Annotated in this window: 15 protein-coding genes; 14 read left to right on the top strand and 1 reads right to left on the bottom strand. The window is 40.7% G+C overall.

The genetic code is table 11. The features are described 5' to 3' along the window. Nucleotides 1-41 precede the first annotated feature (41 nt). From tkt to BN1067_RS14545, 7 genes are all read left to right on the top strand, one after another. Entirely contained in the window at nt 42-2,048 is a 2,007-nt protein-coding gene (gene tkt / locus BN1067_RS14575; protein ID WP_053219572.1) for a transketolase, read from the top strand. Between the two features lie 155 nt (nt 2,049-2,203). After that, the gene (gene sirA / locus BN1067_RS14570; RefSeq protein WP_053219571.1) at nt 2,204-2,662 is read left to right on the top strand and encodes a sporulation inhibitor of replication protein SirA; all 459 of its coding nucleotides are present in this window, start codon (nt 2,204-2,206) and stop codon (nt 2,660-2,662) included. Between the two features lie 45 nt (nt 2,663-2,707). Continuing rightward, the gene (locus tag BN1067_RS14565; protein ID WP_053219570.1) at nt 2,708-2,929 is read left to right on the top strand and encodes a YneF family protein; all 222 of its coding nucleotides are present in this window, start codon (nt 2,708-2,710) and stop codon (nt 2,927-2,929) included. Nucleotides 2,930-3,540: 611 nt separating this feature from the next. Then, nucleotides 3,541-4,245 (top strand): cytochrome c biogenesis CcdA family protein, encoded by a 705-nt coding sequence (locus tag BN1067_RS14560; RefSeq protein WP_053219569.1) that lies wholly within the window; start codon nt 3,541-3,543, stop codon nt 4,243-4,245. Nucleotides 4,246-4,311: 66 nt separating this feature from the next. Next, complete coding sequence (locus tag BN1067_RS14555; protein ID WP_053219568.1) at nt 4,312-4,740, top strand: Na(+)/H(+) antiporter subunit B; 429 nt, start codon at nt 4,312-4,314, stop codon at nt 4,738-4,740. 15 nt (nt 4,741-4,755) lie between these two features. Beyond that, the gene (locus tag BN1067_RS14550) at nt 4,756-5,115 is read left to right on the top strand and encodes a response regulator (protein ID WP_053219567.1); all 360 of its coding nucleotides are present in this window, start codon (nt 4,756-4,758) and stop codon (nt 5,113-5,115) included. A gap of 45 nt (nt 5,116-5,160) precedes the next feature. Beyond that, nucleotides 5,161-5,637, top strand: a complete 477-nt coding sequence (locus BN1067_RS14545; RefSeq protein WP_053219566.1) for a CcdC family protein — start codon at nt 5,161-5,163, stop codon at nt 5,635-5,637. Nucleotides 5,638-5,655: 18 nt separating this feature from the next. Here the strand turns inward: BN1067_RS14545 and BN1067_RS14540 are convergent, their stop codons facing one another. Then, the gene (locus tag BN1067_RS14540) at nt 5,656-6,132 is read right to left on the bottom strand and encodes a DUF2621 domain-containing protein (protein WP_053219565.1); all 477 of its coding nucleotides are present in this window, start codon (nt 6,130-6,132) and stop codon (nt 5,656-5,658) included. 328 nt (nt 6,133-6,460) lie between these two features. On the opposite strand from BN1067_RS14540, the gene BN1067_RS14535 reads away from it, so the two are divergent. The 7 genes from BN1067_RS14535 to BN1067_RS14505 all read left to right on the top strand — a co-directional run. Then, nucleotides 6,461-7,594 (top strand): ATP-binding protein, encoded by a 1,134-nt coding sequence (locus BN1067_RS14535; protein WP_234400707.1) that lies wholly within the window; start codon nt 6,461-6,463, stop codon nt 7,592-7,594. Nucleotides 7,595-7,933: 339 nt separating this feature from the next. Further along, the gene (gene acnA, locus BN1067_RS14530) at nt 7,934-10,648 is read left to right on the top strand and encodes an aconitate hydratase AcnA (protein ID WP_053219564.1); all 2,715 of its coding nucleotides are present in this window, start codon (nt 7,934-7,936) and stop codon (nt 10,646-10,648) included. A 272-nt stretch (nt 10,649-10,920) separates the two neighbouring features. After that, a complete protein-coding gene (locus tag BN1067_RS14525) occupies nt 10,921-11,475 on the top strand; it encodes a TlpA family protein disulfide reductase (RefSeq protein ID WP_053219563.1) in 555 nt (184 codons plus the stop codon). A gap of 55 nt (nt 11,476-11,530) precedes the next feature. After that, nucleotides 11,531-11,680 carry an FbpB family small basic protein gene (locus BN1067_RS14520; RefSeq protein WP_234400706.1) on the top strand — a complete coding sequence of 50 codons (150 nt, stop codon included), beginning with the start codon at nt 11,531-11,533 and terminating at the stop codon, nt 11,678-11,680. A gap of 76 nt (nt 11,681-11,756) precedes the next feature. Beyond that, a complete protein-coding gene (locus BN1067_RS14515; RefSeq protein WP_053219562.1) occupies nt 11,757-11,900 on the top strand; it encodes an acid-soluble spore protein N in 144 nt (47 codons plus the stop codon). Nucleotides 11,901-11,913: 13 nt separating this feature from the next. Next, nucleotides 11,914-12,147, top strand: coding sequence for a small acid-soluble spore protein Tlp (gene tlp, locus BN1067_RS14510; protein ID WP_053219561.1), 234 nt, complete (start codon nt 11,914-11,916; stop codon nt 12,145-12,147). A 132-nt stretch (nt 12,148-12,279) separates the two neighbouring features. Continuing rightward, the coding region (locus BN1067_RS14505) for an AAA family ATPase (RefSeq protein ID WP_199868534.1) at nt 12,280-13,267 on the top strand (988 nt) is incomplete at its 3' end.

Here is a 13,267-nt window from a genome sequence, read left to right as displayed (position 1 = left end):
TAATGATTCATATCCTAATCAGAAAGGGGTTACATAAATACATGGTAAACCAAACAGAAAAACTATCCATTAATACAATACGTACATTATCAATCGATGCTATTGAAAATGCCAATTCCGGACATCCTGGACTCCCGATGGGGGCAGCTCCGATGGCCTATGCATTGTGGACAGACTTCATGACGCATAACCCGAAAAACGCTCATTGGTTCAACCGGGACAGATTCGTTCTTTCCGCTGGTCATGGATCCATGCTGCTGTACAGCTTGCTCCATCTTTCCGGATATGGGCTGTCCATCGACGATTTAAAAGGATTTCGTCAATGGGGATCTAAAACTCCCGGCCACCCGGAAGTGCATCATACCGAAGGGGTGGAAGCAACTACCGGGCCCCTTGGACAAGGTTTAGCTATGACTGTTGGGATGGCAATGGCAGAAAGGCACCTGGCTGCTAAATATAATAAAGAAGGCTATCCGGTTATTGACCACCATTCATTCGCTCTTGTCAGTGACGGGGATTTAATGGAAGGAATCTCGCACGAGGCAGCTTCTCTTGCAGGTCACTTAAGACTTGGTAAACTGATTGCTTTGTATGATTCTAACGATATTTCTTTGGATGGAGAACTGTCACAATCATTCTCTGAAAATGTGGAAGACAGGTTCAAGGCGTATGGCTGGCAGGTAATCAGGGTAGAAGACGGCAATGATTTGTCCGCTATCCGAAATGCCATTAAAGAAGCTAAAGCCAATACAGACCAGCCCACCTTGATCGAAGTGAAAACGGTCATTGGTTACGGCTCACCGAACAAATCTGCTTCATCAGCATCGCATGGTGCTCCACTTGGTGCAGATGAGATCGTCTTAACCAAACAGGCGTATGAGTGGGAGCATGAAGAATTTCATGTACCAGATGAAGTATACCAGGATTTCGAACAAAAGATCGTACAACAAGGCAAGCGTGCAGAAAGTGAATGGAATGCATTGTTTGAAAAGTATAAATCGGAATACCCGGAACTAGGCAAAGAACTGGAAGAGGCCATTTCAGGAGAATTACCTGCTAATTGGACCGATGAGCTTCCGGTTTATGAGCCGGAAAAAGATAAACTGGCAACTCGTGCTTCTTCCGGAGAAGTTATTAATGCTATTTCCAAAAAAGTTCCTTATTTCTTTGGTGGAAGTGCAGATTTAGCAGGCTCCAATAAAACGGCTGTAAAAGAAGCTGGTGATTTCTCAAGAGATAATTATGCAGGCAGAAATATTTGGTTTGGTGTGCGTGAGTTTGCCATGGCGGCTGCACTGAACGGAATGGGACTTCACGGCGGATTAAAGGTTTATGCTGGGACTTTCTTCGTATTTAGCGATTATCTGCGCCCTGCGGTAAGATTATCCGCGCTCATGAATCTTCCGGTCACGTATGTTTTGACGCATGATTCCATTGCGGTGGGAGAAGACGGACCAACGCATGAACCTATCGAACAGCTTGCCTCTCTTCGTGCTATGCCAAATTTATCTGTCATTCGCCCTGCTGATGGAAATGAAACGAGTGCCGCCTGGAGGTTGGCATTGGAGTCAACCAAAACACCAACAGCGCTTGTTTTAACCAGACAGGGACTTCCTACTTTGCCTGGTACAAAAGAGCATGCATATGAAGGAGTTAAAAAAGGAGCGTATATCATCAGCCCTGCTGATGGCGAATTACCAGACGGTCTTCTTCTAGCTACAGGCTCTGAAGTACAACTGGCTGTCAGAGCGCAAAAGGAATTGAAGAACAAGGGAATCGATGTAAGTGTTGTCAGCATGCCTTCTTGGGATCGCTTTAAACAACAAGATAAATCCTATCAGGAAAAAGTTCTTCCTTCTTCTGTCAAAAAACGCCTGGCAATAGAAATGGCTTCTCCTTTCGGTTGGGAACGATATGTAGGAGATGAAGGTAAAGTGATGGGTATTGATACCTTTGGAGCTTCGGCGAACGGAGACAAGATTTTGGAAGAGTATGGTTATACTGTGGAAAATGTAGTCAAGCAGGCAGAGAACCTAATAAAAGGTTAATTGTCCATCCCCCCAGCCAATATAAACGGCCGGGGGGTCAATTTTGGATTTGGAAATTGCGTCTTCGACAATATTCGTGTTTTTCACTCCTACCGTTTGACAATCGTTTCATTTGGCATGGTGTATAATTGTTCCAAGCAAGGAGGGACAAGCCAATGCCTAATTACTCCATTTTTTTAGTGAACAGTGAATTTGCGAGTCATTACTTTTATCGTTCTGAAATTTTATATCGTTTTTTAAGCAAGTATGATGTTTATCCAATTGATAGTGTTGCATATAAACAATCCAGGTACGTAACGGCTGAAATTCCTGTTCAACAATTAATGGACTATCTGGCATTTTGCCATCCCGGAGAAAATACCTTTCAGACAGGCACGAATAAATTGCGACTCGAAACGCAATCGGATTTTGCGGAGCTATTGATAGATAGGTCTTGCTTGCAAGGGAGATCTTCGAGCTTTGCGGGAGCGGAAAATGTTTTGTTTCAATACTTGAGGCGGTTTGATAGCCGTTTTTTCATTATTGAATACGAATCAGAAAAATATGGATGGATCTCTCCGATAGGTAAACGAAATAAAGACTTGAACAAGCAGCTATTGTATTCTCTATTATGATTTACTATACTGTATGAGAGACAACTTGAAGGAGGAAAACGTGACATGGGCACGATTTGGGTAGTATTGATTGCTATTTTAGCATTAATTGCCGGTGTTGCTTTAGGTTTTTTCATTGCAAGGAAATATATGATGAATTACCTTAAGAAGAACCCGCCGATTAATGAACAGATGCTTCGTACATTGATGATGCAAATGGGACAAAAACCGTCACAGAAGAAAATCAATCAAATGATGCGGGCAATGAACAACCAGCAGACAAAATAATGGATGAATCCAACTCATTAGTCTTCGATAGAATTTGTTATAGATTCTATTTGATAACTATACATATAAATCCCTTGCCGCTCAAGTGGCAAGGGATTTATATGTAAGGAAATAGTAAGGGATCAATAATGGTTTTATACCAAATGTCGTGGTCCCCCTGTCGTAACCTGAGTTCGTCCAGCGTGCTTTGTGAGGAGTACCGGGCATTTTTCCGAGGACTAAGCGCCTGATTTTAATCGCTTTTTTTCGGGATGAGTCTTTCAATAAAGGGTTGACGAAGTGAAAATCAACCTGCTACATAACGCAGAGAACTAAAAATTCACTCCATTGTCACAATGACGCTTTTATATTTTGCTACACTTAAATAGATGATTTCGCGACCTGCTTTCGGTATATAACAAAAGAATAGCCCTAGAGAGTTAGGTCATGCATTAACAGATTTTAATGGAATGGGAATTATTCTTTTAGTTTGTCGTACTTCTTATGGACGCTTTTCCTTACTTGAAAGCGGGTAAGCAAAAGCGCGAGAAGCAATTATTGTAGCTGCGACAGTGAACAAGCCATAAAGGGAAAGATATTAAATGAAATGATTGATTGAAGGAGGGAAAAAGATGGCGGAGTTAAATATATTCATTGCATTCGGGGCGGGTTTCTTATCGTTTATCTCTCCATGTGTTTTACCCTTATACCCGGCATTTTTATCCTACATAACCGGGATGAGTGTGAACGATATTAAAGAAGAAAACGGAATGCTTAATAGCAAAAGTATTATCCATACGATTTTGTTTTTGCTTGGATTTTCGAGTGTGTTTGTTTTGCTCGGTTTTTTCACTACATTTATTGGTGAGTTTTTGTATACCTGGCAAGATGCAATTCGGCAGTTAGGGGCAATCTTAATTGTATTTTTCGGATTGGTTATCATAGGAGTATTCAATTTTCAATTTTTAATGAAGGATCATAAAATTGTTTTTCGAAACAGACCAAGTGGATTCATTGGATCCTTTATCATTGGAATGGCGTTTTCAATGGGCTGGACGCCATGTACAGGTCCGATACTGGGAGCGGTCATCTCCTTATCAGCAGACCAGCCGGATTTGGGTGTCGTCATGATGAGTGCTTATTCACTGGGATTCTCTGTTCCCTTCCTAATCCTTTCCTTTTTTGTGGGGAAATTGAAATGGATAAAGCGAAATGGGCCAAGGCTGGTGAAAATCGGCGGCTATGTGATGATCTTGATGGGGATTGCTTTGTTCTTCGACTGGATGACAGCATTAACATCCTATCTTGCAGGCTGGTTTAACTTTTACGGGTTTTAACCAATGGAAATCCCATGTTATTTATATTATGATAGAATTACGCACAATGAAAAGGAGTTACAGAAAATGCATGGCACAAATGACTTAATTTTTAGAACGGCGACTGTATTGATATCTTTCATTTTGTTCGCCTTTTCCATTTATTTATTTTTGGCAGGCCATAACGCTCCTGGCGGTGGATTTGTCGGCGGGTTGATGACTGCTTCAGCAATCGTGCTAATGTACATGGCATATGGTGAGCGAGCTGTCAGTAAGATTATCCCAGTGAATTTTCGTTTCCTTATACCGGCTGGACTTATGATTGCATTGTTGACAGGGGTAGGATCATTTATTTTTGGCGAGCCTTTTTTAAATCAAACTTTTGGCCATTTCCACATTCCTTTGCTTGGAGATAAAGAATTGGCCACTGCACTTTTATTTGATTTGGGTGTGTATTTAACGGTCGTAGGGGTAACCATGACGATTATTCTTTCCATTGCGGGTGACCGTGACTAGTAAGGGGGAAATTTGATGGCAAATATTTTGGTGGTCGATGATGCAAAGTTTATTCGAGTAACACTAGCGGGGATTTTGGAACAAGGCGGCCATACCGTTATAGGGGAAGCGGAAAATGGAGAACAGGCAGTCAATGTGTACAAGCGGCTTTCACCAGACTTAGTCACCATGGATATTACCATGCCGGAGAAAAATGGCATGGATGCGCTTGAAGAGATTAAAGCTTATGACAGTCAGGCAAAAGTGATCATGTGTTCTGCTATGGGGCAACAAAAGCTGGTAGTTCAAGCTATTGAAAAGGGTGCAAAAGATTTTATTGTAAAACCATTTGATGAAAACAGGGTGCTTGAAGCGGTTAATCGGGTGCTAAGTTAAGTAACATCAATACATACATTTAGACAAGATGGAAGAGTTGATAATATGCTGATCACGGCAACTACAATCCTAGGAATTCTGATGGCAGTGACCATGGTTTTTATCCGTATGAAGGCTTCAAGGAGACCGGCAAGCAAAGCAAGAATTATTTTGCCGCCCTTATTTATGAGTACCGGTGCTTTTATGTTTTTCGTGCCTGCTTTTCAGGTTTCCTGGCAGCAAGTACTGGAAGCCTTCTCTGTCGGAGTGATTTTTTCTATCTTTTTAATCAAAAGCTCCAATTTTGAAGTGAGAAACGGAAATATTTATTTAATTCCTTCAAAAGCATTTATTTTTATTTTATTTGGATTATTGATCGTTCGGATTATTCTTAAGCTCATCATAGGAAAGACCATTTCTCTGGGAGAAACGAGCGGCATGTTTTTTTTACTTGCTTTCGGGATGATATTATCATGGAGGATTGCCATGTTGTGGAAATTTTCGAGGATTGAAAAACGCGTAAATGACTCGTTAACCTCTTGATTAAACAACCCGCAGCCGTTATAAAGGGCTGCGGGTTGTTTTTTTATGTTCCGGCGAAGAAACTTTATCCACTTCAAACAAGTCAGCATACGGTTGCATATCAATCTGTTTTTCATTAAGCTTTTTCTTTAAAAATTTATGGTCACGTTTAGGGGTAGCAATAATGTATCCTTCGATCAAGATATCCTGTGTAATTTTTTTTCGTTTCTTTTCAAGAGCAAGTTCCCCAATTTTTCCCGCAATCTTTTGACGTGCAATGTCTCGAAATAATTCCGGGACTGGAGAAACGAGTTCTTCCAATAAATTCAATTCTTTTTTTCCCCACATGTGACGGGTTCTATTTACATAATATTCTTCCCAGTCAAGAGTGGACTTGCCGTCTTCTTTAGGAAGTCTCTTAAGAAATTTTCGAAACATAAAGAAGCCACCGATAGCCATCAGTGCTACCAGTAAAAACACCCAGGCAACGATAAAATAAGCAAAAACACCTGTCATGCTCATCACCTATCTTTCCGATTTTGTCATAATATTTAACAAAAGAAATATCGTATAGTTAGAGAAATAATAGTGGAAAAGTTTAATTTTTTTGATATTTATAGTAATATTACTAATAATTGTTTAATGAATTTGGAGACCGAAAAAAGAGCAGGGCTGATTCCGAATTTATTCGAAATCAGCCAATAAGCTCAGCAATAATTATTATAAAAGGATATGATTATAAATACAAGTTTCCTGCTATATATAGGAAAAAGATAGAAGAAAGGCGGACTTTTTGAGATAATTATTTTAGTAGTAAGGTTTATGAGATAGGGGGACTAAAGGAATGGATTCAGAGCAAAGAAATAAAGAGACAAATATCCATCTCACGCATACTACGGAATTAAGCGATCATCATCATCCTGCTATTGATTTTATGCTGACCAGCCTTCCGGATAACATGCTCAAATGGATTGAAGAGAACGGATACGATTTAATTACGGTATGCAATTTAGATGGCCGCGTTCTATATATTTCAAAATCAGTACAAGATATGCTTGGGTATAATGCAGAAGAATTGATTGGAATTTCTGCTTTAGAACTTATATCACCATACGATCAAAGCATGCTTAAAACAAAATTCAGTAATTACTCCGATGAATCGCAAAAGTTTCATTTGAGCATCCGCAATAAGGAAGGAAAATATATTTGGGCGGAAAGCGTAATCGGCTTTTTGCGGGATGAAGAGAATGCTGTCGATTTTTTGGTTTCTGTCACAAAGGATATCCAGGACAAAAAGGAAGCGGAAGAAATGATGATCCGCTCTGAAAAAATGTCGATAGCTGGACAGTTGGCTGCCGGGGTAGCGCATGAAATCCGCAATCCTCTTACATCGATCAAAGGGTTTCTGCAATTACTGCAGGCTGGTATTGATCGGAAGGAAGAGTATTATAAAATCATGGTGGATGAAATAGAAAAAATAGAAACCATCACCTCTGAGTTACTGTTTATTTCGAAGCCGATGACCGATGACAAGAAAATGGAGCTGATTTCAGAACTGTTGAACGATGTCGTGGTCCTGCTCCGTTCACAGGCAAAGCTAAAAAACGTCGATATTTATATCGATTTAGATAAAGAACAGTATATATTTTGTGACCGGTCCCAAATTAAACAAGTTTTTATTAATTTGATTAAAAATGCAGTGGAAGCGATGAAAGACGGTGGAAATGTCTATGTGAAAGGGAGAACAACGAATGGATCGGTAGAAATTGATATCATCGACGATGGTCCGGGCATTCCGGAAAACATCCTGCATAAATTAAAAGAACCTTTTTTCACGACAAAAAAGGATGGAACAGGGCTTGGATTGATGATATCCAACCAAATCGTCGAAAAACATCATGGCAGATTGGAAATCTATTCAAATCCTGATAAAGGAAGTACATTCTGTGTCATCCTACCAATTGGTAAAGACCGTTAAACAAGGCATCGAATTCCTGTAGAAAGTATGTGTTTGATCAAAGATTGGTGACTTTCTACAGGAGGTCCAGGATAACAGACGTTCTCAGGATAGTAGATAAAATTGTGAACTATTGAACGTCATGATGTCCCTACCTATCTATCCCTCCGAAATTTTCTAACAATCTTCAAAACTTAAAACCTTTTCTAAAAATATGTTCAAATGTTTTACTTATAAATCGATTTCATTTAAAATAAATGATGGATTCAATCACTAGATTTTGTCGAGGGTTGTATTAAAAAGGGGATTGGAGAACCCTTCGGCGATTCATAATCTTTAAAGGGGGTAACATAAAGTCTTATGGTAGCAAACAATACTTATAACGCAAAAAAGCAGTTTGAACTGAATGGTAAAACGTATAACTATTACCAATTGAAAGCCCTGGAAGATGCAGGGCTAGGTGAAATTACCCGCCTTCCTTTTTCTATCCGTGTGTTGCTTGAATCCTTGGTTAGACAACACGATGGCTTCGTGATTAAGGATGAGCATGTTGAAAGCCTTGCAAAATGGGGGGAAACCGAAGGGAAAGACGTTCCTTTCAAGCCTTCTCGCGTTATTTTGCAGGACTTCACCGGGGTACCCGCAGTAGTTGACCTGGCTTCTTTACGGAAAGCGATGGTGGACATGGGAGGAACTCCTGACAAAATCAATCCTGAAGTTCCAGTTGACCTTGTCATCGACCATTCTGTCCAGGTAGATAAATATGGTACACCTAATGCGCTAAAAGCCAATATGGATTTGGAATTTGAACGGAACATAGAACGTTACGAATTTTTAAACTGGGCTCAAAAAGCATTCGATAACTATCGCGCTGTTCCGCCTGCGACGGGTATCGTCCATCAGGTGAACCTTGAATATATTGCGAATGTCGTTCATGCACTCGAAAATGAAAGCGGTGAATATGATGCATTCCCGGATACGTTAGTAGGAACCGACTCTCACACAACCATGATTAATGGTTTAGGCGTACTTGGCTGGGGAGTTGGCGGTATCGAAGCGGAAGCAGGAATGCTGGGGCAGCCTTCTTATTTCCCTGCACCTGATGTTATCGGTGTCAAATTCACTGGAAGTTTCCCGAATGGGACAACAGCAACCGATTTGGCATTGAAGGTGACACAAGTATTAAGAGAACGGAATGTAGTAGGCAAATTTGTGGAATATTTCGGGCCAGGATTGAAAGACATGCCTTTGGCTGACCGAGCCACTATTTCCAATATGGCTCCTGAATATGGTGCTACTTGCGGATTTTTCCCTGTTGATGAAGAAGCGTTAAATTACTTGCGTTTGACAGGTAGAAGCGAAGAACATATCGCTTTAGTAGAAAAATATTGCAAAGAAAACAACCTTTGGTACTCTCCTGATCAACCGGATCCTGAATTCACCGAATTGGTTGAAATCGACCTGTCTGAACTGGAACCGAATTTGTCTGGTCCAAAACGTCCACAGGATTTAATACCGCTTTCCAAAATGAAACAATCGTTTAACGAGGCGGTTACTGCACCAGCAGGCAACCAGGGCTTTGGCTTGGACGAAAAAGAATTTGAAAAAGAAGCGGTAATTGACCATCCGGAAGGAAAATCCTCCGTGATGAAAACTGGGGCTGTGGCCATTGCAGCGATCACTTCCTGCACCAATACTTCCAATCCATATGTCATGCTTGGAGCCGGTCTATTGGCGAAGAAGGCTGTGGAGAAAGGTCTTGAAGTTCCGGCTTATGTCAAAACTTCCCTTGCACCAGGCTCCAAAGTAGTTACCCGTTATCTGGAGGATGCCGGGTTGATGACTTATCTGGAGAAATTAGGGTTTAGTCTAGTGGGATATGGCTGTACAACTTGTATTGGTAACTCTGGTCCATTATCACCGGAAATCGAGGATGCAATCGTTAACAATGACTTGACAGTATCTTCGGTACTCTCCGGAAACCGTAACTTTGAAGGCCGTATTCACCCACTCGTTAAAGCGAATTATTTGGCATCCCCACCTCTGGTAGTTGCCTATGCACTAGCAGGCAGTGTCGATGTGGATCTATACAATGATCCAATCGGCAAAGACCAAGATGGAAATGCTGTTTATTTCAATGATATTTGGCCATCGATTGATGAAATCAAAGAAGAAGTAGCGAAAGTAGTAACACCGGAAATCTTCCGTAAAGAATATGAAAAAGTATTTGATTCCAATGAGAAATGGAATGCTATTGATACTACAGACCAACCTTTATATGAGTGGAACGAGGAATCTACTTATATCGCAAACCCGCCATTCTTCGAGGGATTATCTAAGGAAGCGGGAGAGGTGCGCCAGCTAAATAACTTGCGCGCTATCGGAAAATTTGGCGATTCTGTAACTACCGACCATATTTCTCCTGCTGGTGCGATTGCTAAAGATATGCCAGCTGGGAAGTATTTGCAGGAAAAGGGTGTTTCTCCAAGAAACTTCAACTCCTACGGATCACGTCGTGGTAACCACGAGGTGATGATGCGGGGAACATTCGCCAACATCCGTATCCGTAACCTTCTCGCTCCTGGTACGGAAGGTGGATACACAACATACTGGCCAACAGAAGAAGTAATGCCGATTTATGATGCGGCAATGAAATACCAACAAGATGAAACCGGCTTGCTCGTCATTGCTGGTAAAGATTATGGCATGGGAAGCTCTCGTGACTGGGCTGCAAAGGGTACAAACCTGTTAGGGATCAAAACAGTTATTGCAGAAAGCTTTGAACGAATCCACCGTTCTAACCTAGTCATGATGGGCGTACTACCTTTACAATTTGCCAAAGGCGACAGTGCTGAATCCCTAGGATTGACAGGTAAAGAAACATTCGATGTAGAAATCGATGAGTCTGTCAAACCGCATGATCTGGTAAAAGTGACAGCAACTGATGAACAGGGCAATAAAACAGAATTTGAAGCAATCGCTCGTTTCGATAGCGAGGTTGAAATTGACTATTATCGTCACGGCGGTATTTTACAAATGGTGCTTCGTAATAAGCTTAAATCAAATGAATCTTAATCAAAACAGCCCGGTAATCCCGGGCTGTTTTTTAGTTTTCCGGATTTTTTGGCAAAAGAGCGTATAGGTAGTTGCTAAGATTCCATAAAGCGAGCTTTCTTTTCTTGCCTTTCCTGAAAAGAAAGTTATCTAACAATAGTATGAACAATTTACCATAATTCTTTACATCTTATTAGAAACAAATTAAGATTACAGAGTAATCAGAGCTACTAAATCACGGGATTCTTACATAAACATAAACAAGCTGTAAATATATCCAAGGAATGGTGAATATGATTAAAAAAGTGACCGCCTCCATTTTGTTGCTAACCTTAATTGTGGTTTTCATCTATAATGTGACGGCTCCCGAACAAGAAAACGAAATGGAGCAAGTGGCCAATGAAGCTGCATCTGCAAACAGTTTGAAAGCAGGACAGGCTGCTCCTGATTTGTCATTGCCAACACTGGATGGAAAGGAAATAAGTTTGTCGGAGTTAAAAGGAAAAAAAGTATTATTGAATTTTTGGGCAACGTGGTGCGGACCATGCAAAGAAGAAATCCCAGCCTTGGAGAAGTTACACCAGGAGTACGGAGAAGAAGTGGAAATTTTGGCGGTCAATGCTACTGCGACAGAATTGGATGGCGTTGAAAAAGTAAAGTCGTTTAAAGAACAGGCAAATGTGTCCTTCAGTATTCTGTTGGACAAAGAGTCGAGTGCGGTGGAATCCTACCGTGTCTTGAACATTCCGGCATCTTACTTTATTGGGAGCGACGGAATAATCAAACAATCGATAACAGGACCGATGTCTTATGAATTCATGGAAAACACCATAAAGTCGATGCGTTAGCTTATATTTTTTGAAAAGTTTGGCAATCCTCCTATTAATGATATAGGAGGAGGGATTGACCATTTCCTTGAGAAAGCGTAAGTCGCTGGAAGATTTAATTAAAGAAAACAGGGAAGCAATTTTAAATGACAGTAAATTGCTGGATCAAATCGAAGCCAGGATTGACAGTAGAAGGAACAGTTTTTTGGCAAAACAGGGTGACTAGCTTCGGTCCCCTGTTTTCGTATAACCGCCATTATTTAGCCAATAATAACTGTATCCTTTTGAAAGGGGGACTCGAAATGGGTAATCCCAAAAGGGACAGTAAACATTTTAGGCCGAGACAACTAGGTACACAGCCTCTGGAAGCCGGTGGAAACAAAGGGAAACAAATGCAAGTGAAAGGTGACCGAAAGCCTCAAGTGATTCAAACAAAAGGCGAATAGGAGGACTTGTAAAATGACGAAACATCAACCACAACCGAATCCAGATGATCGTTCCGACAACGTGGAAAAGCTTCAGGATATGGTTCAAAATACAATTGCCAATCTAGAGGCAGCTCATGAAACCATGAAATTTGCATCTGGAGAAGAAAAGGAACAAATAAAGGCGAAGAATGCTCGCAGGGAAGAATCAATCCGCGGTTTGCGGGAGGAAATAAAAGACGAATACCGAGACAGACAGCAACACTAAGAAAAGAAGCCCTTACAGGGCTTCTTTTTATTGGAACGATTATTTTGGCCTATAAACAGTGAAGGCGTGAAAATCAACAAGCAAGAATCGCCTGTGTTAAAATGAAGTTTGGATAGAAGGGAGCAGATCGAATTGGCATATATCGAGAAAGATAATAGATCAATTACCCAACAACTAGAACAATGGACAACGATCAGTCAACCGCCCCCATTTACTGAAGTAGAGGTACTTCGAATCATAAATGATTGGCAGCAGGGAGAGCAGGAGATTTCAACATATCATAAAGCAATTGCTTATATGAATGTTGCCTATTATCGTTTGCAACGGAATAAGGAAGATGATCACATTGTCGATCTTCTTCTGAAAGAAACAGCTTCAGTAAATGAGCAGCCACAGGTTTTGTATGAATTAAAAAATATCAAAGCCTATTTGAATTTTCATGCAGAGTTGGAAAAACTTCCTTTGGCGGAGTGGGCTATTCGGGAAACCGATTTTGATCCCGCCAAATTAAAAAAGATACGCGAACTCGAAGAGAACATAGAAGAATTTTTGGAAACAAGTCGTTCGATTCAGGAGAAAAATGATGGGGAATCTTTTCAGCAGATTGGATCACAAATCGTGGAGCGATTACAGCAATTGCTGGACATGCTAAAAGAGTCCGGGTATGCGATTGAAAATAAAAAAACCGGTCTTCCGGTTCATCAATTAAACCAGCAAGTGAAAGAGATTGTTGAATGGAGGATAGAGTTATCCACCCATTTTCCTGATGTCTTTAAAAGGGATAAGCAACAGGATCCCTTGAAAATACTGGATGATTTAATTGGGTTGAAAGAAATAAAACGATATATTCACCAATATTATCATTATTTAAAATACCAAAAAGAGCGAAAACAGCTTGGCTTCCATATGGTAGATGAACCGGGTTTGCATATGATCATTAGTGGAAATCCGGGAACTGGCAAGACAACAATCGCCAGACTTCTGGCGGCAATATATCATGAACTGGGATTGCTGGAAACAAACCATGTCACAGAAGTAAACAGAGCACATCTGGTCGGTTCCTATGTCGGACAAAGCGAGGAAAATACAATCAATTATGTACGTCAATCGATAGGCGGGG

The sequence above is a fragment of the Virgibacillus senegalensis genome (assembly GCF_000821245.2).
GTDB classification, from domain to species: Bacteria; Bacillota; Bacilli; order Bacillales; family Amphibacillaceae; genus Sediminibacillus; species Sediminibacillus senegalensis.
This window is presented reverse-complemented; position numbering and strand designations above follow the sequence as displayed.